Here is a 22,941-nt window from a genome sequence, read left to right on the forward strand (position 1 = left end):
TAGCATCAAGTAATAGGTGAAAGGTTTGAAGATAATCAAGAATTTTTTACTGAAAACTTAGCTCAAATACTGAAAAAAATGAAAATATTAATCTTAGATAATTACGATTCGTTTACATACAACTTGGTGCATATGGTTGAAAAAATTACCGATAAATATCCAGATGTTTACAGAAATGACGAAATTTCAATAGAAGATGTTGGAGAATACGATTTAATCATGTTGTCACCTGGTCCTGGAATTCCAGATGAAGCAGGAATTTTAAAAGAAGTAATTAAAACTTACGCAGGCAAAAAGCCAATTTTTGGCGTGTGTTTAGGTTTACAAGCAATTACTGAAGTTTTTGGAGGAAAAATTATCAACATGAATGAAGTATTTCATGGTGTTGCAACAGATATGAAAGTTACAAAGCCAGAAGCTGTAATCTTTAATGGAGTTCCAGAGATTTTTCCAGCTGCACGTTATCATTCTTGGATTGCTTCAAACGAAGATTTACCAGCAGAACTTGAAGTTACTGCAATAGATGAAGAAGGTGGAATTATGGCTATTCGTCATAAAGAACATCAAATTAGTGCTGTACAATTTCATCCAGAAAGCATTCTAACAGAAGTAGGAGAACAGTTGGTGCGTAATTTTATTAATTCAGTTTCTAAAAATTAATTCAAATGAAATCGATTCTAAACGATTTATATCAGCATAAAAGATTATCGAAATCAGAAGCAAAAGAGATTTTAATCAATATTGCTAAATCAGCATATAACGATGCACATTTAGCTTCCTTTTTGACGGTTTTCATGATGCGTCCAATTACAGTAGAAGAACTTGCAGGTTTTAGAGAAGCATTATTGGAGTTAGCTGTAAAAGTTGATTTATCTGAATTTAATACTATTGATATTGTAGGTACAGGTGGAGATGGAAAAGATACATTTAACATTTCCACATTAACTTCTTTTATTGTTGCAGGAACTGGACAAAAAGTTGCGAAGCACGGAAATTATTCAGTGTCTTCTAAATCTGGATCTTCAGATATGTTAGAAAGCTTCGGGTATAAGTTTACCAACGACGAATCAGTTTTAAAATCGCAATTAGAAAAGGCAAATATTTGTTTTTTACATGCACCTAAGTTTCATCCGGCAATGAAAGCTGTAGGACCAATAAGAAAAGCTTTAAAATTAAAGACATTCTTTAACATGTTAGGTCCTTTAGTAAATCCTAGTTTTGCCCAAAATCAATTATTAGGAACATACAATTTAGAAGTGGCAAGATTGTATAACTATATCTTACAAGAAGAAGATACTAACTACGGTATTGTTCATGCGTTAGATGGTTATGATGAAATTTCTTTAACTGGAGGATTCAAATTATTTACCAAAGCGGGAGAACAATTAATTACTCCTGAAGATTTTGGAATTAATAGAGTTCAACAATCTGATATTTACGGAGGAGATTCTGTAGAAGCTGCAGCGAAAATATTTAAATCGATTTTAAACGGTGAAGGAACAGAAGCACAAAATAATGTGGTTTTAACCAATGCTTCTTTTGCCTTAACTATTGTAAATCCAGAAAAAGAATTTTCAGTAGCTTTTGAAGAGGCTAAAGATTCGTTATTTGGAGGAAAAGCAAAAGCGTGTTTAGAAAAATTAGTGAATTAAATAAAATGTCAGTTCGAGTATTTTTACGGATGATTGAGTAAAATCGAAATCAGAAGAAAAAATGTATTGAGAACAGTTTGTTAACTTCTCGATACAAAATTATTTTTCATTTCATTACAAATAATTTCACTCGAAGTGACAGAAAAAATAGAATAATGACAATTTTAGAGAAAATAGTAAACTTTAAAAAACAGGAAATAGCAAAAATAAAGGCAGAAGTTCCTGTTAAAAAACTAGTTGAAAGTCCGAGTTTTAAAAGAACTCCAATTTCATTAAAAGCATCTTTAACAGCACAAAATTCTACTGGAATCATAGCAGAATTTAAGCGTCAATCTCCTTCAAAAGGAATTATTAATGATAAAGTTACCGTTGCTGAAGTTACTAACGGATATTTAGATGCAAACGTAGCGGCGCAATCTGTACTTACCGATACTTCTTTTTTCGGTGGAACAATGGCCGATTTAATGGAAGCTAGAAATGTAAATTCGATTAAACCGATTTTGCGTAAAGATTTTGTTGTAGACGGATTTCAAATTGTAGAAGCTAAAGCAATTGGAGCAGATGTTATTCTATTAATTGCAGCTTGTTTAACTGCTGAAGAAATTAAGAATTACGGTCAGTTAGCCAACGATTTAGGATTAGAAGTTTTATATGAAGTACATAATCAGCAAGATTTAGACAAGATTTCAGATTTAGATCATAAGATTATAGGAATCAATAACCGTGATTTAAAAACATTTAAAGTAGATCTTGAGCATTCTATCAATCTAGCGAACCAAATCCCAAGTTCAGCAGTAAAAGTTTCTGAAAGTGGAATTAGTAACCCTAGAATTGTAACTGGATTAAAAGAATACGGATTCCAAGGTTTCTTAATTGGTGAGAACTTTATGAAAGAAGAAAATCCAGGAGAAGCTTGTTTAGATTTCATCAATCAAATTAGATAAAATGAAATTAAAAATCTGCGGAATGAAATATGTAGATAATATTCGGCAAGTTGCTGAATTAAAGCCTGATTATTTAGGTTTTATTTTCTACGAAAAATCAAAACGAAATTTTGAAGGTATCATTCCTGAAATTCCTAAAGGAATAAAAAAAACAGGCGTATTTGTAAATGAGTATTTAGAGATTTTAGTTTCTCTTGCTGAAGAATATAAATTGGAAGCTTTACAATTACATGGTGATGAATCTGTCGAATATATAAAAGAATTGAAAGGTCACCTCGAGAGCAGTCGAGAAGAAAAACGATTACCAAAAGTAGAGATCATCAAGGTTTTTGGAATTAAAGATGAGTTCGACTTTTCTGTTTTAGAACCTTATGAAGCTGTAGTCGATTATTTCTTGTTCGATACCAAAGGAAAGGAATGCGGAGGAAACGGAGTTACGTTCGATTGGAAAGTTTTAGAAGATTATAATTCTAAGAAACCATTCTTTTTAAGTGGCGGAATTGGATTACATGAAGTAACAAAGGTGGAAGAAATTATAAAAACAGATTTACCAGTTTATGCTTTGGATGTTAACAGTAAGTTCGAAAAAAAACCTGGTTTAAAGTCGGTAAAAGATTTGAAGAAGTTTATTAATCAAGTTTTATAATGAGAAAGTTAGGTCAATTTTTTATACTGTTTACTACAGTTCTAATTTCTTGTAAAAGTCAAGAAAAAGAAAAAGTAGAAAAGATAGTTGAAGAAAAAAATCAACCTAAAATTCATCAAATTAAAAATCTTCAAGAATTTGTTTTAACTGAAGATAAGACAAGAACATATCAGCAAATAAGAAATACAGTTCTTGAACAAAAAAGAAATTTGTTAGCGCGTAAGCAATTCGATTCTTTAAGTCAGTTTTTTGAAACAGCATTATTGCATAGAATTATTCCTCAATGGGAAGGAACAGTTTGGTCTTTTGAGGGGCATACATCAATGCCTAAAAAAGGAGAAATTGCATGTGGATATTTTATTTCAACAACATTAAAACATATTGGATTCAATATAAATAGATATCAATTAGCACAGCAAAGTCCCATTAACGAAGCTAAAACACTAGTTTTAGACAATAAAGTAATTGAGGTTTTTGATCATGAGACAGACAAAATCATTCAGAAAATAAAAGAAGTATTATCCGAAGGGATTCATTTTATTGGTTTTGATGAAAGTCATGTAGGATATATTCTTAAGAAAAAAGGAGAATTATATCTCATTCATTCCAATTATTTAGATGGAAAAGTAGGTATAGAAACCATACAGAAATCAACAGTTTTTGCTTCATTTTTTAAGTTTTATTTAGTTGAATTAAGTACGAATAAACAATTACTTGAAAAGTGGATTAAAAACGAAGAAATAATAGTTAAGAAATAACAAACACAACACACAAAATAAAAGTATCATGAAATATAATCCAGATGAAAATGGGTACTACGGACAATTTGGAGGCGCATTTATTCCAGAATTGTTACACCCAAATGTAAAAGAGATTGAAGATAATTATATTCAAATTATAGAATCAGAAGAATTTCAAGAGGAATATAAAGCATTGTTAAAAGATTACGTGGGTAGACCTAGTCCGTTATACTTAGCAAAGCGTTTATCTGAAAAATATGGAGCAACTATTTATTTAAAGCGTGAAGATTTAAATCATACTGGAGCTCATAAAGTAAACAATACGATTGGTCAGATTTTAATCGCAAAAAAATTAGGTAAAACTAATATTATCGCCGAAACAGGAGCTGGTCAACATGGTGTAGCAACCGCAACAGTTTGTGCTTTAATGGGATTAGAGTGTACCGTATTTATGGGTGAAATTGATATTGAACGTCAAGCACCAAATGTTGCTCGTATGAAAATGTTAGGAGCAAAAATTATTCCTGCAACTAGTGGAAGTAAAACTTTAAAAGATGCAACTAACGAAGCCATTCGTTATTGGATTCAAAACCCAGAAACGTTTTATTTAATCGGTTCAGTTGTTGGTCCGCATCCACATCCAGACATGGTAGCGCGTTTACAAGCTATTATTTCAGAAGAAATGAAATGGCAGTTGAAAGAAAAAACAGGTAAAGAAAATCCAGATACTATTATTGCTTGTGTTGGTGGTGGAAGTAATGCAGCGGGAGCTTTTTATCATTATTTAGAAGATGAAGAAGTAGAATTAATTGCTGTTGAAGCTGCTGGTTTAGGAGTGAATTCTGGTGAAAGTGCAGCAACTTCTCAATTAGGTGAAGTAGGTGTGATTCACGGAAGTAAAACAATTTTAATGCAAGATGAATACGGACAAATTGTAGAGCCTTATTCTATTTCTGCAGGATTAGATTATCCAGGAGTTGGGCCATTACATGCTTTTTTACATGATACAAAGAGAGCTAAGTTTATGAATGCAACAGACGATGAAGCATTACAAGCGGCGTATGAGTTAACCCGAATTGAAGGAATTATTCCAGCGTTAGAAACTGCTCACGCTTTAGCTGTTTTGCCAAAAATGGATTTAAAGCCAGATCAAACGGTAGTAATTAACCTATCAGGAAGAGGAGATAAAGATTTAGAAACTTATATCAAGCATTTGAAATAATAAAAAAATAGTGTTGTCACCTTGAGCGGAGTCGAAAGGTTTGACAATTAAATTAGTTCTCGACTCCGCTCGAACTGACATTATATATCATGAACTCAATTCAACAAATATTTCAAAAACAAGAACATAATTTATTATCTATATTTTTCACTGCAGGATTTCCAGAATTAAATCAAACTGCTGAAATTATAGATAAATTAGGAAGTAACGGTGTAGATTTTATCGAAGTTGGTTTACCTTTTTCTGATCCGTTAGCAGACGGACCAACAATTCAGCATAGTAGTACTGTTGCTTTAAAAAATGGAATGAACCTAGATGTTGTTTTTGAACAATTAATAGCGATAAAAGATACGAATACAACTCCATTAGTATTAATGGGATATGTAAATCAAATCATAAAATACGGAGAAGAAGCTTTCTGCCAGAAAGTAGTAGATTGTGGTATTGATACGTTAATTCTTCCTGATTTACCAATGGTTGAATACGAATCACATTATAGAGCATTATTTAAAAAATACGGATTAACAAATGTGTTTTTAATCACGCCACAAACTTCTGAAGAAAGAATTCGTAAAATAGACGATTTAACTGAATCTTTTATTTATATGGTAGCATCTTCAGCAATTACAGGAGCAAAAGGAGAAATTTCTCAACAACAAATTGATTATTTTGAGCGAATTAAAGCAATGAATTTAAAAAGTAAATTGATTATTGGTTTTGGAATTTCAGATAACAAAACATTTTCAAAAGCTTGTGAATATGGTAATGGAGCCATAATCGGTTCAGCATTTATTAAAAGCTTAGATAAAAATGGAGTTGATGGAATTGCAGATTTCGTAAAAGGAATTAAAGGATAAAACTATACCTTAATTTATAATTTTTAAAAACTGAAATATTTAAACTGAATTAGTTTGAATATTTCAGTTTTTTTATGAATAATTACTTGTTAAATTAATGTTACTTCATATTTATTAATGGTTGAGATAAAATTTTTGTGTATTTGTCGTAGATTGGAAGTTTTAAAAATAAATATGAAAAATTATATTACTAAAATTAGCTTATCAATATTGATTTGTTTCATGTTTTCTTGTAGTAATAAAAGAGATAAAATTATAAAGGATAACGATACTTTAGAATTTAGAAAAGATTTTACTATGACAGATTTTCATAGAAAACTTATTTTAATAGAACCAAATTCTTTAGAATTTTTAGCAATACAGAAATTAATAAATAATTTAACAGAACTAGAAGAAGTAGATGAACTAAAAGAAGCCACTTATTACAGAATTATAGGTAAAAATGTTAGAATCTTAATTAATAGGGATACGATTTATATCGTACATAAAAATCCTGAAGGTAGTATTAGAAAATTTCAAATAGGAATTGCTGATGATGAATATGATGTGTTAACAGATATTGATAGGTTTGATTGGATCTATGATTTTGGTAATATCTATGGACAAGGAAAGTTTGAACAAGCAAGTTTTACTTTTTGCGGTGTTGTACCAACGAATTATAATTATGAATATAAAGTTGGGAAGTGGAAGTTTTGGAATCTTAATCGTGAATTTTTAGGAGAAGGGACTTTTAAAGTAAATAAAGTAGCTATCACGGAAAATGGAGGATGTGATTATGAAGTTTACAAATCAAAAATGAATCATGACTGGCACTTTCTTAATGATAAAAATAAAGATAATTTGGATTTAATTTACAATATAGAAAATGCTAAAAAACTAAATTTTTATGATTTTCAAAATTGATCTGTGGTGTATAATTTTGGTAAAGTTTCTATTACACATTTTGGTTTAAACGCAAAGAAAAATTTAAGATGATTATTGTTTGATGATAAAAGTAAGAACGATAAGAAATTCAAAAAAGAAGTTAAAGAATAATTAAAAACCTCACTAACATAAAGCTAGTGAGGTTTTCGACCAAACATATAATTAATATCAACCTTAAATTGCTGAAGGTTGTGTAGTTAATTCTCTTAAAATATTTTTAAATACTCCAATAGGTTGTGCTCCAGTTACCGCTTCTTTTCTATTAAAAACAATAGTCGGTACAGAACGCACACCTAAGTTTTGCCAATTTTGTTTGTTACTTTGAACTTCAAAACGAGCGTTATCGTCATTTAATTTAGCTAAAGCTTCTTCTGCATTAAGTCCAACATCTAATAAAGCTTGTTTTAAAACTTCTTGTTTAGAAACATCTTTACGCTCACTAAAATAGGCTGTAGTTAAGCGCATTTTTAATTCTGTTTGTTTTCCAAATTGCTTAGCATATTCTAATAAAACATGTGCATCAAAAGTATTTACGATTTTCATGTTTTCATAAAAATCAAATTTAAAATCAACATTAGCTCCTGCTTCTACTAACCTGTTTCTAGATGCTTCATGTTGTTCTTTTGTTGAACCATATTTTTGAGTGATATGCTCTGTTAAATCTTGTCCTTCCTCAGGCATATGTGGATTTAACTCAAAAGGTTGCCATTCAATTTCTATTTGATCTGCAATACCTAATTCATCAATTGCCTTTTTTAAGTGTTTGTATCCAACTGTACACCAAGGACAAACAACATCAGAAACTATATCTATTTTTAATGTATTTTTCATAAGTTTATTTTGATCTTTTTTTATGATCTAAAAAATGATACTATTTTTTCTATTTGTAGGAAAAGATAGTTGAAACTTACACTATTTTTTAATGCTTATAATTATTACATAATGCAACTAGATAATCTATCTTTTGAATATTGGAACGAATTAGCAAGACAATTTATTCTTATATGTACTTTTTTAGGAGGTTTTTCCTTAACAACCGTTGTAACCTTATTAATTGGAAAACTTGATACAAAGCTAAAGCGTATAATTTTTAAAACTTCTGTAATTTCTTCATTAGCATTTTTAATAGCAATTTTTGGAATGACGAAAATCCTATTGATGACTACTAAAGGTTATCCTTTAGAAGCAAGTCATGAAAAAATTATGTTTCCTAGAATAATATCTTTTATCGCATTTATGATTGGTATTGCTTCTCAAATAACTGTTGTAAGTTTATCTGGTTGGACACAATCTAAATCTTTGGGTTGGTTTACAAGTATTTTTGGTTTTATAGCCGCTTTATTAATTTTTGTTTTTTTGAGTTAGATCTAATTTTAATACGAGTTTAAAAAAAACTTAAGTAAAATTTATATTTTTAGGATTTCCTAATGTATAAGACAGAATACATATTACCAAACGATATACTTCCTTATGTGAATTGTATTATGATTGGAAGTAATACAAATGAAAATTCTCATACGAACATTCCTTTGTATGCAGATGGTTACCCTGGCATTATGTATCAATCTTCTGATGAAGGTTTTTATTTATTTCCAAAAGAGAAAAAACTCTCAGAGTTGTTTTTATACGGACAAACATTACAGCCTATTTCTTTGGGTGTAAAAGGTGTTCACGAATATATTGTAGTTCAACTATATCCATTTGCTTCAAAATATCTCTTAGGAATTGCTCCAAAAGTTCTTAATGATGACTGTTACGATTTATTACAATTAGATCATGTAAATACGAACTTTTATCGAGACGAATTAGTAAAAACTTCTGAAATAAATCAGCAGATTTCAATTTTATTTAACTTAATAAGAAGTTTAATTAAGGCGAATACAGTTTCAGAAAATGCTATGATAGAACGAGTAATTCGAATTATTATAGAGAAAAAAGGCCAAATAAAAGTAAAAGAAATTCTAGAGATAGTTCCTATAACAGAACGAACCTTAGAAAGAAATTTCATCAATTATGTAGGTTTAACACCAAAACAGTTTGCCAGAATTATTCAGTTTCAAAGTTCTATTCATTTATTAAGTCAATCTAAATTCGATACTTTGTTAGATGTTGGTTTAGATAGCGGATTTTCAGATCAATCTCATTTTATAAGAACCTTTAAAAGTTACACAGGTCAAACACCAAAATTTTATTTAAATCAAATTGCTTAAATCTTCACTTTGTCGGTTTTGTTCAATTTTAAGATAGACATTACAAATAATTTTGTGGTGTAATTTTAAAATAAATACATATGAAACTTATAATATTTGGAGCAACAGGAACAGTAGGTAAGCATGTTGTAAATCAGGCGTTAGAACAAGGTTACGATGTAACAGCATTTTGTAGAGATAAACGTAAACTATCAGAAGTGAGTAATAAAAAACTACAATATTTCGAAGGAGATGTTTTTAATAAAAAAGATGTAAGTGAAGCCATTAAAGGAAAGGAAGCTGTAATTATTGTTTTGGGTTCTGGTAAGAGTAGAAAAAGTTCAGTTAGATCTTTCGGAACAAAAAATATTATAGAAGCCATGGAAAAAAATAATGTTAAAAGATTAATTTGTCAGAGTACTTTAGGTACAGGAGAAAGCAATAATAATTTAAATTTCTTTTGGAAGTATATTATGTTCGGATGGTTTTTAAAGCAAGTTTTTCTAGATCACGAATTACAAGAAAAATATGTAAGAGCAAGTAATTTAGACTGGACGATTGTAAAACCAAGTGCTTTTACTGACGGAGAAAAAACAGAACAATATTTACACGGATTTCCATCTAGTTTACAATCTTTAAAGTTAAAAATATCAAGAGCAGATGTAGCAGATTTTATTTTAAAACAGCTGAGAACCAATATGTACTTGTTAAAGTCGCCAGGAGTTTCTCATTAAGTTTAACTAAAGTTTTAGATTACTACATGTTAGTTTTTTTTAAATTGATAGACCAAGGGAAAAAAAGTATGAGTACTTTTGCTCGTACTTTTTCTTAATTTAAACAGATTTGAAGAAATACTTTACATTATCTAACGTCCTTTTTATAGGTTTGTTATTTTTAATTTTATATAAACCAAGTCGAGTTTGGTTCATAAGACAAATATCTTTTTCACCTACAGTAGAAAAGGTAGAAGGAAGTGCAAGAATATTTAATTATAACTGGAAGCTAACAGGTTTAAATACTTATGACGCCAATTTTTCTGAATTTAAAGGAAAAGTTGTTTTTTTAAATTTTTGGGCAACTTGGTGTCCTCCTTGTATAGCAGAATTACCTTACATTCAAGAATTTTATAATGATTACAAAGAAAAAGTAGAATTTGTATTTATAACTAACGATAGTGCTAAAGAACTAAACGACTTCTTTAAAAAACATGGATATGAGTTTCCTGTTTATCAATCCAATCAGGATTTTCCAAAAGAACTACCACCTGTAACTTCTATCCCAAGAACTTTTGTAATAGATACGCAAGGAAATATTAGGGTAGATAAATCAGGGTCTGCAAATTGGAATAGTAAAGGTTTTAGAGAAAGTATCGATAAATTGATAGAAGCAAATTAACTTTTTTTACCTTTAATTTCAATAAATATAACTAAAAATAAACGCCTCTTTATACCTATTTTTGCCGAATGGAATACCAAGAAGTAGAATTGTTAGAGAAGTTAAAAACTAACTTTGGTTATGATAGTTTTCGATTAGATCAACAAAAAATAATTACAAATGTGTTAAATAGAAAAGATACACTTGTAATTATGCCAACTGGAGGAGGTAAATCAATTTGTTACCAATTACCAGCTTTATTTTTTGAAGGAGTTACTTTAGTTATTTCACCATTAATTGCTTTAATGAAAGATCAAGTTGATAGTTTAAGAGCAAATGGTATTCCGGCGATGTTTTATAATAGTAGTCAATCTAAAGAAGATCAAGACGCTGTTTTTAGTGCTGTTGCAGAACGAAAAATTAAATTGTTATATGTAGCTCCAGAAAGTTTACCATTACTTCAAAATGTTTTAAATCAGACTTATATAAGTTGTATCGCTATAGATGAAGCACACTGTATTTCGTCTTGGGGACACGATTTCAGACCATCATATAAGCAACTTGCTTTTCTAAAAAAATCGTTACCAGAAGTTCCAATAGTTGCATTAACAGCAACAGCAGATAAGGCAACACAAGAAGATATTGTAGAACAATTGGTAATTACTCACGCTACACGTTTTATCAGTTCATTCAATAGAGCTAACATTAGTTTAGAAGTTCGTCCAGGAAATGAAAGAATTAAGCAGATTGTAAATTTTATAAAAAGAACTCCAGATGAAGCTGGAATTATTTATTGTTTAAGTAGAAAAGCAACGGAGCAATTAGCTAAAAAATTACAAGAACAAAATATAGATGCAAGAGCATATCATGCTGGATTATCTTTTGAAGAACGAGCAAAAACTCAAGAAGCTTTTGTAAAAGATGATGTTCAAATTATTTGTGCAACTATTGCTTTCGGAATGGGAATCGATAAATCGAATGTACGTTGGGTAATTCATTATAATATGCCTAAAAATATTGAAGGGTATTACCAGGAAATTGGACGTTCAGGAAGAGATGGTTTACCGGCTAAGGCTTTATTATTTCATAGTTATGCAGATGTAATACAATTGCGTCAATTCATAGAAAATACGACGAATAAAGAAGTTCAAGAAGCAAAACTAGATCGAATGAAACAGTTTGCAGAAGCTACAGTTTGTAGAAGAAAGATTTTATTGAGTTATTTTGGAGAGCTAATTGAAGAAAACTGTGGGAATTGTGACGTATGTAAAAATCCGCCTCAATTTTTTGATGGAACTGTAATTGCTCAAAAAGCCTTATCAGCGATTTTCAGGTTGAAAGGAAAAGAAGCGATGGGAACAGTAATTGATGTTCTTAGAGGAGCACAAAATGCTACAGTTTTAGATAAAAATTACAACACACTAAAAACCTACGGAGTAGGAAAGGATATTTCTTGGAGAGATTGGCAGCATTATTTAGTGCAATTGGTCAATCAAGGTTATTGTCAAATTGCATTTCATTTAAATAATGCTTTACAGTTAACAGATTTTTCTAAAAAGGTATTGTTCGATGGAGAAAAAATTCAATTAACATCACCTTTAGAAATCAAAAAAGAAGAAAAAAGAACAGTAGCTAAAACAACTAAGACTGTTAAAAAAGACAGTTTATTTGAGCGTTTAAGAGCATTACGTTATAAAATAGCAACGGAAGAAAATATTGCAGCTTATTTAGTTTTTAATGACGCCACATTACGTGAAATAGAAAAAGAACGTCCGTTAACAGATAATGAGTTTTTATCTATTAGTGGAGTAGGGCAGCGTAAACTTGAAGTATATGGAGGTGAGTTTATGGAAGAGATTAAAAACTTCCTTCAAGAAAAGAAAAGAGGTAAAAAAAACACAGCTTTAGAAACCTATAAATTATACAGTCAAGGTTTAACTATTGAAGAAATCGCAGAAGCTAGAGCTTTAAAAACGCCAACAATATTTTCGCATTTATCTAAATTATATCTAGAAGGAAAAGATATTAATTTAGACCAGTTTACTTCACCAGAAACAATAAAAGAAGTTGCAAATGCGAAAAAAGTATTGAAAAATGAAACTGCATTAAAGCCGTATTTTGAATTTCTTGGTGAGAAAGTTCCGTATGAACAAATTCGAGTAGCTTTAACTATTTTACAGAAGAAATCAATTTGATACTAAATAAAAATCGTCATCTTCATAAACTGAGATGACGATTATAGTTTATTAACTTTTTAATCCTTCGATTTCGTTAATTAGATCATCTAATTTAGAGAATAAAGTACCATATAATAACTTAGTTGAAAGTTTAAATGCCAGCATAGCAATTATTGAAAAAATAAGAGCTATCGATCCGCCAATTCCTATAATTTCTAAAAATGTAGTTCCTTCCTTAATAAATCGAGACAAGAAACTTTTTTCTTTTACAAAGAACGCTAAAATGAAAATTGATAAAACAACAAACGGAATTACAAAAATGAACATTCGTTTTGTTGCTAAAGAAACTGATTTTACTACTCTTCTGTAGTTTTTTAAATACGTTAAATTATCTGATTTTACATCTAAGTTAGAGAATCTACTTAGTAGTTTTGTATTATAATAATACAAGCATAGAATCAAAATAGTTCCATACAAACCAATAATGGTTTCCGATAATAATATTCCTCCAATTGCTACAATTCCAGCGATTGGTAATAAACCTCTATTATCAAATTCATAGGTTCTTTTAATTTTATTCACTATAGATTTTGATTTCTGATTGTATAAATTATTAATCCTCGGAGCAATTAAAGATTGTTCATCAATAAAAGCTTCATTCCATATCTTTTCAATTGATTTTTCCATCAAGTAATATTTTTAATTGTTTTTTAATTCTGTTAATTCGAACAGCAATATTGTTAGCGCTAGTTCCAATAATTGCAGCAATTTCTTTGTAAGGATTTTCTTCAAGATGTAATAAAATAATAGCTCTATCTACTTCAGAAAGCCTTTTAATAGCATCGTATAATAAATTCAAATGTTCATTCTCAAAAGCTTTATTTCCTTCAGATGGTTCTAAAAAATGATCACTATTTAAATGTTTTTTCTTATTTTTTTTTGTTAAGGTTAAACAAACATTTAAAGTAATTCTGTATACCCAAGTAGACCATTTCGATTTCTCTTGAAATGCATTTCTACTTTTCCAAATTTGTAAACAAGCCTCTTGATAGAAATCTTCAAAATCTTCTTCAGAATCTGTGTAGGCTCTACAGATTTTAATTATAATTCCTGAATGAGGTAATATTGATGTAATATAAAAATCGTTACTCAAAAATATATTCTTTACCTGATTAGTAATTTCAGGTTTAAAAATATTACATAGAAAGTAAAAAAATAATAAAATTAATTTGGACTTCTATAGAAAGTAGTAGTGTAGTACCTGGTTTCCCTATAATCGTGTCTTATTTCAGTTTCTATTACCATAATTTCATCAGTAAGTTCAATAACTCTTTCTTGTGAGTAATTTATATCAGTTACGGTTGTTGCGGTATTGTCGTTAGATCCTTCAATTATAACTTCACCTATAGTTAAAAAATCATAGTTTATTTCATTTCTTATTACTGTATAATTAGCAGTGCTTTCAAAAGTATTACTTTCGTTTGTAGCACATGTTTCATTAAAAGAATATCGATTTGAGTAAATTCCATTTTCAGAAAAAATCATGAAGTTTTGATCTTCACACCCTTTTCTAGTATACCATTTGCCATAAAATTTTTCCATTTCTATTGTAGGAAGGTTATTATCTTCATTCGAACAAGAAATAATGAACAAAATGAGTAAAATGTAGATGTATTTAGACATAGTTTTTTTTTCAAATTTACAATTTTAGAGATATTAAAAATATATTTTAATATTTTTAATTTTCAATATTTTTTGAAAGTTTAGAAAAAACATATATATTTGTCCCATGAAGTTAGAAGACGCAAAAATAAAGTACATACAAACTTGGGGTAGTTTAGCAACAAGTTGGGGCATAAATAAAACGATGGCTCAAGTACATGCGTTATTATTAGCGACTAATAAAGCTTTATCTGCAGATGAAATTATGGAAGCTTTAAAAATTTCTCGAGGAAATGTAAATATGAATGTTCGTGCATTAATCGATTGGGGAATTGTAAGAAAAGAGTTTGTAGCAGGAGAGCGTAAAGAGTTTTTTGTAGCTGATAAAGATATTTGGGAGCTGTTTAAACAAGTAACCAAAGAACGTAAGAAAAGAGAAATAGAACCTGTACTTAAAGTATTAGAAGAGTTGCAAAACGATGTAAGTGAAGATTCTGAAGATGCTGAGGTTTTTCGTAAACTAATGAAAGATATTTTATCAGTAACAGGTATGTTTAATGGATTATTGGAGAAAGCAATTAAAGCAGACGAGCACTGGTTATTATCTAATTTTACCAAATTAATAAAAAAGTAAAAAAATTTAAAAACAAACTTTCAATAATTTCTGAAACTATGAAATATATAAATAGAATACTAATGTTAATTTTTACGATTTTATTACTCTCAGGTATTTTTGATAGTAACAATTTAGGCTTTGCTGCTCTATTCGCTATTCCTTTGGGTTTTTTACAATTGTTATATGCTATTTCCTTGGGATTAAGATGGGAAACATTAAATATAAAAGGTAAATATTTTATAGGAAGTTATTTACTAATTGTTTTAGTTTATTTCATTTTTTTGATAAAAAATCCAAATTTCAATGGTCTTCTTTTATCAATATTTTTTATTAGGCTGCCTTTAATTCTAGCTTATAGTTTAACTGCTTTTATAGAGTTAAAAAAATTTGACTGTTAACTTTCAATAATTTTTGAAAATATGAAAACTTTAAATCAACATACATTATTATACGATACCGATTGTCCGTTATGTAACTTTTATACTAGCGTTTTTGTTAAAGCTAAAATGTTAGATACAGAGGGAAGAAAGTCTTTCGGTAAAATAACAGCAAAAGAGAGAAAGTTTATAGATGTAAAAAGAGCTGTAAATGAAATAGCTTTAGTCGATAGAGAAAATAAACAAGTTACTTATGGTATCGATAGTTTATTAAAAGTAATAGGAAATTCATTTCCAATTGTAGAAAAAATAGGAAACTTCAAACCTATTAAATATGGATTATCAAAGTTATATTCTTTGATTTCTTATAATAGAAAAGTAATTATTCCTTCAGAAAAGAAAGCATTTGAAGAATTAGAATGCACTCCAGATTTTAATGTGAAATACAGATTGTTATTTATTGTTTTAGGAACTTTAATAACTGCAATAACCTTATTTCAATTTTCGCATATGATTCAGGCTTTACCAAAAGCGAGTTTTACAAGAGAAATTTGGCTAGCATTAGGTTTAATAGTTACTCAAACTGTATTTATTATCAATAAAGATTTTAAAAGCATTTTGAATTATACCGGAAACCTCATTACTGTTTCATTAATCGGTTGTATTGGTTTGTTTCAATTAATCGTATTAAATAGTATAGTTAGTTTTCCACAATGGTTGATTTTATTTGCTTTTTCTGGAGTTGTTGGTTTCATGTTTTTTGAACATAAAAGAAGAATCAAATTATTAGAGTTACCAAATTATTTAAGTTGGACTTGGATTGGATATAGAGCGATCATTTTATTTTTCATCTTAAACGGATAATACTATGGATATTGTAACCTACATAGTTTACATTCTCATCTCTGGAATTACCATAGTTTATGTTGGAAATGAATGTTATCAAAACGGAAAAACATACATCACTAATTTTTTTCCAAACGATCTAAATTTCGCAAACGGAATCAATAAAGTTTTACGAACAGCCTATTATCTATTGAATTTAGGAATTGTTGTTTTCACGCTAAATAGTTTAAATAACATCGTAAATATTCAAGAATTGATAGAAGAAATTTCTGGAAGATTGAGTCTTATTTTATTACTCATTGCCTTTCTACACGGAATAAATCTAATCACAATATATATATCACACAAACATTTTAAAAACAAGTAATTATGAACACAACATTAGTATTAATAGCTTATGCCATTTATTTACCAATAAGTACTGGATTAACCACTTTTGTATCGCAACATTTATTTAAGAATAGTAAAATATTTATGCTAGATATTTTCAATCAGCAACAAGAAATTGCTATGGCTACAAATAAACTATTTAAGATTGGTTTTTACTTAGTAAACATTGGCTTTGCTTTAAAAATTATAAAAATTTATTCCTTAACAGATTACAAAGATTTAGTAGAAACACTTAGTGCAAAAATTGGAGGTTTTTCAGTCTATTTAGGTGTAGTAATGATTGTATTTATCATGTTTTTTTTAAAAGGAAGAAAAGCAAGTAAAAGAGAAAATTTAAGAACACAAAATTAGGGTTAGTTATGAAAATCGTTATCGCTGGAGGAGCTGGATATTTGGGGAAGTTGCTTACCGAATACTATAGAAAAAAGAAAGAAAATCAGATTTACATTTTAACTAGAACACAACAGTTAAATGTTGAAAATGTAAATTACTTACAATGGGATGGAAAAACAAAAGGTTATTGGACTAACTTTTTAGAAAACACAGATCTATTAATCAACTTAACCGGCAAATCGGTGAATTGTAGATATACAGCTAAAAATAAAGCTGAAATTTATTCAAGTAGATTACAAAGTACAAGCGTATTATGTGAAGTTATCCAAGAGTTAAAGTTTCCTCCTAAAGTTTTTATTCAGTCTTCTTCAGCAACGATTTACAGGCATTCAAAAGATAAATTAATGACTGAAGATGACGGAGAAATAGGAATAGATTTTTCTATGGATGTATGCAAGAAATGGGAACAAGTTTTTAATGCTTTTGAATTACTAAAAACTAAAAAAATAATTACAAGAACATCTATTGTTATTGGAAATAAAGGTGGAGCATTTCCAATAATGAAAAGAATGACAAAACTAGGGTTAGGAGGGAAGCAAGGTGATGGAGAACAATATATCAGTTGGATTTCAGAGCAAGATTATATAAACGCCATAGATTTTTTAATTACTCAAAAATCCGGAGTTTACAATTTGTGTGTTCCTAATCCTATTGAGAATAGAGCATTTCAAAAAGAATTGAGACAAAAATTAAAAGTTCCATTGGGTTTACCATCACCAAAATGGATGTTAAAACTAGGAGTACAATTTATTGGAACAGAAACGGAATTGTTATTAAAAAGTAGAAATGTGTATCCGAAAAAATTATTGGATTTAGGGTTTCAATTTCAAACGGATAATTTTTATGAATTTAAAATATGATGAAATAAGAAAAGTAGTAAATAGAAGTTGAACAATTAAAAATAAAATTATGCCAACAATCATGTTATTCACTAAAATAAAAGCTCCGAAACAATTAGTTTTCGATTTATCAAGAAGTATTGAGTTGCATAAAATTTCAACTCATGAAACAAATGAAAAAGTAGTAGCTGGAAGAAAATCAGGATTAATAGAATTAGGAGAAACTGTTACTTGGCGCGCAAAACATTTAGGAGTTTATCAGAATTTTACATCTAAAATTACAGGTTGTGTTCCGTCGAGCTATTTTGCAGATAAAATGGTGAAAGGAGCGTTTAAGAAATTTAGACATGAACATTTCTTTTCGTATCAAAATAATACCACATTATTGGTAGATGTTATGGAATATATTTCACCTTTTGGATTACTTGGTAAATTTGTAGATTATCTTTTCTTAGAAAAGTACATGATTCGCTTTTTAGTAGAAAGAAATAATACGATAAAGTCTTATGCTGAATCGGGTAAATGGAAAGAGATTATGTAATCTTAACGCGGCATTAAAATTCAGTTTAAAAAGTTGAGGTAATATTATTTAATACATTTGAAATATGAGTTTTTTAAAAGCAGAATGGCGAAAGTTAGTGATGATTAATTATTCAGTTAATCCAGAAATATTACAATCTTATGTACCAAAAGGAACATCGCTAGATTTCTTTGATGGAAAATGTTATGTGAGTGTGGTTGGTTTTATGTTTTTGAACACAAAATTATTAGGTATAAAAGTCCCTTTTCATGTCAATTTTGAAGAAGTCAACCTAAGGTTTTATGTAAAAAGAGAACACGAAGGAGAAACAAAAAGAGGAGTTGTTTTTATTAAAGAAATTGTACCCAAATCTGCAATTACTTTCGTAGCAAATACAATTTATAACGAACATTATGAGACGTTGCCAATGCAACATCATTGGAATATTACTAAGGAAAAGATAAATGTTGAATATAAATGGAAGAAGCAAAAAAAATGGAATCGTATTGCTGTAGAAGCTTCAACCAAACAACAAGAAATATTACCAGGTTCAGAAATTGAATTCATAGCTGAACATTATTGGGGATATTCAGAAAAGAATGTAAGAGAAACTACAGAATATGAAGTAAAACACCCATCGTGGCAGTTTTATCCAGTACATAAAACAGAAGTAGAATTAGATTTCAAAACAAATTATGGAGATGATTTTGAGTTTCTAAAAGATAAAAAACCAACATCAGTATTTTTATTAGAAGGTTCAGAAGTTTCTGTAGAAGGAAAAAAATCGCTGTAATTTTTTTAAGTTTACATTTTAAAACTATGAATAACTATGAAAAAGATATTTGCTTTATTTTTTATAATTACACTTAAAATTTTTGCCAATGGCGGACCAATAGATGGTTCAACGTTTCACAAAACTGGCGATATTATTTTAATGGAACATGCCAGTGTTAAATTAATCAATGAGGATTTAAAAATTAAGTTAGAAGGTGATTATAGCTATGTAATGGTAAATTATGTTCTAAAAAATATAGGTTACTCTAAAGAAGATATTACATATGGTTTTCCTGTAGAATTTATTACTGATTCAGATTGGGGGTTTGATGAAGATTTGTTATCGAATTTTAATTTTTCAATCAATGCTAAACAGTTACCATTTAAAAGTCAAATTGATCTTTCTGTTTTCGAATCTGAGACTAGAAATTTTGATAATGAAAAAGTTTCAGTAAAAAGAAAATGGCATGTGATGAATTTTTCAATAGAAAAAGATGAAATAATTACAGTTAAAGTAAGCTATAAGGTTAAAAACAGTTTTACAGATTGGTCTACAAGTAAAAGCTTTTTTGAAAATTATGATGATAGAAAATTTATTTATGACTTCAGTCCTGCTCATAAATGGGGAAATGGAACAGTTCAAACAATGAATATACAAGTAGATGCTACAGAAGTTATAAATAAAGGAGGAAAGTTAGAGTTTAAAGGAATTGAACTTCAAGAAAACGAAGGCGTTTACTCGCTTAGTAAAAGTAATTTTGATTTAAAGAAAGAATTACCACTATTTGTTTCTTATAGAAACGAATCCGAGAAGTATTCTAAGTTTTTGTTGAAGAATCGAATAGATAAAAAGTATCTTAAAAAGATAAAAGTTTCTTCTCAATTAAAAGGTAATTATAAAAAATCACACTTATTTGATGGTAATTTTAAAACTGTTTGGGTTGAAGGAAAAAAAGGAGCTGGAATAGGTGAAAAAATAGAAGTTGAGTTAGATAATTACAATTTAGCTGCGATTTGTTTAGTCAACGGCTATACTAAAAATGCAAGTACATATTTAGAGAATAATCGTTTAAAAAAGATAAAAGTTGAAATGGAGTTTGTTGATTATAATGATCCTAAAAAGACACAAACCTCAAGTTTCGAAAAAACTTTTGAAGACAAAAAATACTCGAGTATCAATACCAATAATTTTTATGATTTAGTAACCAAGGTTGGAGATTTTGGTGAAGGATATCTGAAAATAAAAAAAGTAACGATTACTATTTTAGAAGTGTATAAAGGAACTAAGTATAATGATACTTGTATTACAGAACTTTTTCTTTTAGGGTATAGATGAAAATAATAAGTTGTTATATATTTCTACTATTCATAGGAAAAAATTCATTTAACTCTAAAATACGAGTATCTATAAATCATAATCTTCCTGTTTATGAATCAACAATTCGAATAATTCAAGGAGATCATATAAAACTAGAAACAGATGCTCATGGAAAGTGGTATAATATCAAGCCAGTTCTAAAAGAATACGATAATTTATCAAGTAAGAAACAAAATATACTAAAGATAGATTATGAGGTTTCTGAAGTACAAAATAAGTCAGAAAATAAAATACTTGATTTATCAAACCTATCATCTGGAACTTATTATTACGGGAGGTTTAAGAATCCTAAAAGTTTAATAAAATCGAATAAACCAATTCATTTTGAGTCTGAATCGATTATTCAAATCATAGTTAGAAGAGATAATTCTTACACTGGTATTTTAACAGAGCTATTAAACTTACCATTTATTATTCCGCCGAAAACTATTCCAGATTATGGACACCAAACTGACTTAGCCATTGGTAGTGATTGCGCTGAATTAGCAATTTATGGTATGAGACAACTAGGACATAAAATTCCTTATTGCGGACCAAGAAATCTCTATAAATATGTAGAAGAAACAGATAATATTAAACCCGGTACAATTCTTCATTTTGGTTTTCAAGTATCGGTTTTATATGAAGACAAAGGTGTGATAGGAAAAATAGACGAAAAAGATCTTTTAATACACGCTTTTGAGAACAAAGTTGAAATTACACCTTTTGGTAAAACCAGTTTAATAAAGTCTCCTTTCAAACTTTATAATTGGAAACTATAATACTTGAATTTATTATTTAGCTTGGGATACGAAGTTGTCTAAATTTTCTTCCCAAGAATAAGGTTTGAATTTTATAAGATGACTTTAAATATTTTTATCTAATTGTGTTTTTCTAAACTAAAAAGATATTAAAAAAGGAATACCAGTTTTTTATTAGAAGTTTCTTAAGTTTCTGTGGAAGCTAAGGAATACTTTAGTAGGTGATATTTAATATATTTGTTTGTACCTATTTTAAAACATGAAAAAAATTCATATTACTGCAACAACAACAGAAGATACTGTTAAACAAATTCAAGAAATTATTGGAGGAAAAATCACTGAAAGATGGGGAGAATATATCTTGAATGTAAATAACGAAAATGCTTTTGGGAAAATTACTTTTATAACTTTTGAATGGGGAGGAAGTCTTTTAGAATATGATATTACTTTTTTTCATGATATTCATTTGATTATGGATACTACAATGTATAATCCTATTCATTTCGTTTACACTTTAGAAGGATATTCTCTACATCGCTTTGAATTAGAAGATAAAAAAAGAAAATTAGATCAGTTTCAACCAGTAATAATTACAAGTAAAAAAGGTGGATATAATTTTGGTTATTTTGAAAAAGATGTGAAAAATCACATTAACCTTATACAAGTAAGTAGAAAAGAGTTTATTAATAAGCGGTTAAATGATGCTTCAATTCTTAATCAAAAACTATATGAAGTATTTCATGATAAACAACATGAAAATACTTTTGCTTACTTTGGAACTTACAATTTAAAACTTTCTAATCTTGTAAAACAATTAAATAAGATAAAACAGAAAGGAATGATTCGCATTCTAATGAAAGAAGGAATCATTTACCAGATCCTATCTGAACATATGTTACAACACAATAAAGATGTTGAAAAACAAAAAGAGTTTGTAACAGATTTAACAAAAAAAGAGATTAAATTAATTCGAAAGCTAGCTGCCAAAGTCACAAAAAATGTTTCTGAAGATTATACAGTAGAACACATGGCAAATGAAATTGGGCTTACTCAAGTAAAATTACAAGAAGGTTTCAAATTATTATTTTCTAGAACTGTAATTGAATATTTAAGACATGTTCGTTTAGAAAAAGCAAGAGATTTACTTAATAATACAGACTATAACATATCTCAAGTAGTATATACCATAGGTTTTAGTAGTAGAAGTTATTTTTCAAAAATCTTTAAGCGTAAATATGGTTTAACTCCCAGTCAGTTTTTAAAAAACAAAAAAGAATCTAAAATTAAGATCGCTTAAAATTTAAAATTATAGCAAGGATTATAAAACCGATTAAAGCAATAACACCTAAAATAACTACAATATTATTGGCTTTATAATATTTTTGATCTATTGGTTTAGAACGTTTTCGTCTAATTTTTAAATATTTATTTATTTTTTTCATATTTCAATATTTACCTATTAAATATAAGTTTTAAATGAGAAAAAGTGATAATTTATATTGATTCATTTATTATAAATTTTTAAATAAATAAAGCTTTTTATTAAATGAGTTAAGAATGAAATTAAATGAGCTAAAGAAGAAGATAAAGCCTGCTTAATTTTGTAATGTATTTGTTTAAAAGCATAAATGCAAGATGTCAAATAGTAAGCATCTAAAAAGCAATTTACTACTCACTTTAA

Annotated in this window: 28 protein-coding genes; 24 read left to right on the forward strand and 4 right to left on the reverse strand. The window is 28.6% G+C overall.

Going from position 1 to position 22,941, the window contains the following annotated elements:
- Nucleotides 1-78 precede the first annotated feature (78 nt).
- The 8 genes from AC2TEO_RS15605 to AC2TEO_RS15640 all read left to right on the forward strand — a co-directional run bounded on the left by AC2TEO_RS15605 (nt 79) and on the right by AC2TEO_RS15640 (nt 6,964).
- Nucleotides 79-660 (forward strand): anthranilate synthase component II, encoded by a 582-nt coding sequence (locus AC2TEO_RS15605; RefSeq protein WP_442265704.1) that lies wholly within the window; start codon nt 79-81, stop codon nt 658-660.
- 5 nt (nt 661-665) lie between these two features.
- Nucleotides 666-1,652, forward strand: coding sequence for an anthranilate phosphoribosyltransferase (trpD, locus tag AC2TEO_RS15610; protein ID WP_442265705.1), 987 nt, complete (start codon nt 666-668; stop codon nt 1,650-1,652).
- A gap of 155 nt (nt 1,653-1,807) precedes the next feature.
- Nucleotides 1,808-2,596, forward strand: a complete 789-nt coding sequence (gene trpC / locus AC2TEO_RS15615) for an indole-3-glycerol phosphate synthase TrpC (protein WP_442265706.1) — start codon at nt 1,808-1,810, stop codon at nt 2,594-2,596.
- A 1-nt stretch (nt 2,597) separates the two neighbouring features.
- Entirely contained in the window at nt 2,598-3,242 is a 645-nt protein-coding gene (locus tag AC2TEO_RS15620) for a phosphoribosylanthranilate isomerase (protein WP_442265707.1), read from the forward strand.
- Entirely contained in the window at nt 3,242-4,000 is a 759-nt protein-coding gene (locus AC2TEO_RS15625) for a hypothetical protein (RefSeq protein ID WP_442265708.1), read from the forward strand. The genes AC2TEO_RS15620 and AC2TEO_RS15625 overlap by 1 nt, the downstream gene beginning before the upstream one ends.
- Before the next feature lie 28 nt (nt 4,001-4,028).
- On the forward strand, nt 4,029-5,204 hold the full coding sequence (trpB, locus tag AC2TEO_RS15630; protein WP_442265709.1) for a tryptophan synthase subunit beta: 1,176 nt from the start codon (nt 4,029-4,031) through the stop codon (nt 5,202-5,204).
- Nucleotides 5,205-5,293: 89 nt separating this feature from the next.
- Complete coding sequence (gene trpA, locus AC2TEO_RS15635; RefSeq protein WP_442265710.1) at nt 5,294-6,061, forward strand: tryptophan synthase subunit alpha; 768 nt, start codon at nt 5,294-5,296, stop codon at nt 6,059-6,061.
- Between the two features lie 174 nt (nt 6,062-6,235).
- Entirely contained in the window at nt 6,236-6,964 is a 729-nt protein-coding gene (locus AC2TEO_RS15640; RefSeq protein ID WP_442265711.1) for a hypothetical protein, read from the forward strand.
- 195 nt (nt 6,965-7,159) lie between these two features.
- Here the strand turns inward: AC2TEO_RS15640 and AC2TEO_RS15645 are convergent, their stop codons facing one another.
- Entirely contained in the window at nt 7,160-7,816 is a 657-nt protein-coding gene (locus AC2TEO_RS15645; protein ID WP_442265712.1) for a DsbA family oxidoreductase, read from the reverse strand.
- A 111-nt stretch (nt 7,817-7,927) separates the two neighbouring features.
- On the opposite strand from AC2TEO_RS15645, the gene AC2TEO_RS15650 reads away from it, so the two are divergent.
- From AC2TEO_RS15650 to recQ, 5 genes are all read left to right on the forward strand, one after another.
- Nucleotides 7,928-8,350: a hypothetical protein gene (locus AC2TEO_RS15650; RefSeq protein ID WP_442265713.1), complete on the forward strand. Its 423-nt coding sequence runs from the start codon at nt 7,928-7,930 to the stop codon at nt 8,348-8,350.
- A 62-nt stretch (nt 8,351-8,412) separates the two neighbouring features.
- A complete protein-coding gene (locus tag AC2TEO_RS15655; RefSeq protein ID WP_442265714.1) occupies nt 8,413-9,195 on the forward strand; it encodes a helix-turn-helix domain-containing protein in 783 nt (260 codons plus the stop codon).
- Nucleotides 9,196-9,275: 80 nt separating this feature from the next.
- Nucleotides 9,276-9,908, forward strand: a complete 633-nt coding sequence (locus AC2TEO_RS15660; RefSeq protein ID WP_442265715.1) for an NAD(P)-dependent oxidoreductase — start codon at nt 9,276-9,278, stop codon at nt 9,906-9,908.
- 109 nt (nt 9,909-10,017) lie between these two features.
- Nucleotides 10,018-10,569, forward strand: coding sequence for a TlpA family protein disulfide reductase (locus AC2TEO_RS15665; RefSeq protein ID WP_442265716.1), 552 nt, complete (start codon nt 10,018-10,020; stop codon nt 10,567-10,569).
- 68 nt (nt 10,570-10,637) lie between these two features.
- Nucleotides 10,638-12,743 carry a DNA helicase RecQ gene (recQ, locus tag AC2TEO_RS15670; protein WP_442265717.1) on the forward strand — a complete coding sequence of 702 codons (2,106 nt, stop codon included), beginning with the start codon at nt 10,638-10,640 and terminating at the stop codon, nt 12,741-12,743.
- A gap of 51 nt (nt 12,744-12,794) precedes the next feature.
- On the opposite strand, the gene AC2TEO_RS15675 is transcribed toward recQ, so the two are convergent.
- The 3 genes from AC2TEO_RS15675 to AC2TEO_RS15685 all read right to left on the reverse strand — a co-directional run bounded on the left by AC2TEO_RS15675 (nt 12,795) and on the right by AC2TEO_RS15685 (nt 14,408).
- A complete protein-coding gene (locus tag AC2TEO_RS15675) occupies nt 12,795-13,412 on the reverse strand; it encodes a hypothetical protein (RefSeq protein WP_442265718.1) in 618 nt (205 codons plus the stop codon).
- Nucleotides 13,396-13,878, reverse strand: coding sequence for an RNA polymerase sigma factor (locus AC2TEO_RS15680; RefSeq protein ID WP_442265719.1), 483 nt, complete (start codon nt 13,876-13,878; stop codon nt 13,396-13,398). Before AC2TEO_RS15680 ends, AC2TEO_RS15675 begins: the two co-directional genes overlap by 17 nt.
- 71 nt (nt 13,879-13,949) lie before the next feature.
- Nucleotides 13,950-14,408 carry a hypothetical protein gene (locus AC2TEO_RS15685; protein WP_442265720.1) on the reverse strand — a complete coding sequence of 153 codons (459 nt, stop codon included), beginning with the start codon at nt 14,406-14,408 and terminating at the stop codon, nt 13,950-13,952.
- Nucleotides 14,409-14,514: 106 nt separating this feature from the next.
- Between AC2TEO_RS15685 and AC2TEO_RS15690 the strand changes: the two genes are divergently transcribed.
- From AC2TEO_RS15690 to AC2TEO_RS15740, 11 genes are all read left to right on the forward strand, one after another.
- The gene (locus AC2TEO_RS15690) at nt 14,515-15,021 is read left to right on the forward strand and encodes a GbsR/MarR family transcriptional regulator (RefSeq protein WP_442265721.1); all 507 of its coding nucleotides are present in this window, start codon (nt 14,515-14,517) and stop codon (nt 15,019-15,021) included.
- 38 nt (nt 15,022-15,059) lie between these two features.
- Nucleotides 15,060-15,401, forward strand: a complete 342-nt coding sequence (locus AC2TEO_RS15695; protein ID WP_442265722.1) for a hypothetical protein — start codon at nt 15,060-15,062, stop codon at nt 15,399-15,401.
- Between the two features lie 21 nt (nt 15,402-15,422).
- Nucleotides 15,423-16,244, forward strand: coding sequence for a thiol-disulfide oxidoreductase DCC family protein (locus AC2TEO_RS15700; protein ID WP_442265723.1), 822 nt, complete (start codon nt 15,423-15,425; stop codon nt 16,242-16,244).
- 4 nt (nt 16,245-16,248) lie between these two features.
- Entirely contained in the window at nt 16,249-16,593 is a 345-nt protein-coding gene (locus tag AC2TEO_RS15705) for a hypothetical protein (protein ID WP_442265724.1), read from the forward strand.
- Between the two features lie 2 nt (nt 16,594-16,595).
- The gene (locus AC2TEO_RS15710) at nt 16,596-16,967 is read left to right on the forward strand and encodes a hypothetical protein (RefSeq protein WP_442265725.1); all 372 of its coding nucleotides are present in this window, start codon (nt 16,596-16,598) and stop codon (nt 16,965-16,967) included.
- 8 nt (nt 16,968-16,975) lie between these two features.
- The gene (locus AC2TEO_RS15715; RefSeq protein WP_442265726.1) at nt 16,976-17,869 is read left to right on the forward strand and encodes a TIGR01777 family oxidoreductase; all 894 of its coding nucleotides are present in this window, start codon (nt 16,976-16,978) and stop codon (nt 17,867-17,869) included.
- 49 nt (nt 17,870-17,918) lie between these two features.
- Nucleotides 17,919-18,389, forward strand: coding sequence for an SRPBCC family protein (locus AC2TEO_RS15720; RefSeq protein ID WP_442265727.1), 471 nt, complete (start codon nt 17,919-17,921; stop codon nt 18,387-18,389).
- 64 nt (nt 18,390-18,453) lie between these two features.
- Entirely contained in the window at nt 18,454-19,161 is a 708-nt protein-coding gene (locus tag AC2TEO_RS15725) for a YqjF family protein (RefSeq protein WP_442265728.1), read from the forward strand.
- Nucleotides 19,162-19,197: 36 nt separating this feature from the next.
- Nucleotides 19,198-20,478, forward strand: coding sequence for an NADase-type glycan-binding domain-containing protein (locus AC2TEO_RS15730; RefSeq protein WP_442265729.1), 1,281 nt, complete (start codon nt 19,198-19,200; stop codon nt 20,476-20,478).
- The gene (locus AC2TEO_RS15735) at nt 20,475-21,281 is read left to right on the forward strand and encodes a hypothetical protein (RefSeq protein ID WP_442265730.1); all 807 of its coding nucleotides are present in this window, start codon (nt 20,475-20,477) and stop codon (nt 21,279-21,281) included. Before AC2TEO_RS15730 ends, AC2TEO_RS15735 begins: the two co-directional genes overlap by 4 nt.
- Before the next feature lie 238 nt (nt 21,282-21,519).
- Nucleotides 21,520-22,557, forward strand: a complete 1,038-nt coding sequence (locus AC2TEO_RS15740) for a helix-turn-helix domain-containing protein (protein WP_442265731.1) — start codon at nt 21,520-21,522, stop codon at nt 22,555-22,557.
- Nucleotides 22,558-22,941 lie beyond the last annotated feature (384 nt).

It is taken from the genome of Tenacibaculum aquaeponti (assembly GCF_057221555.1).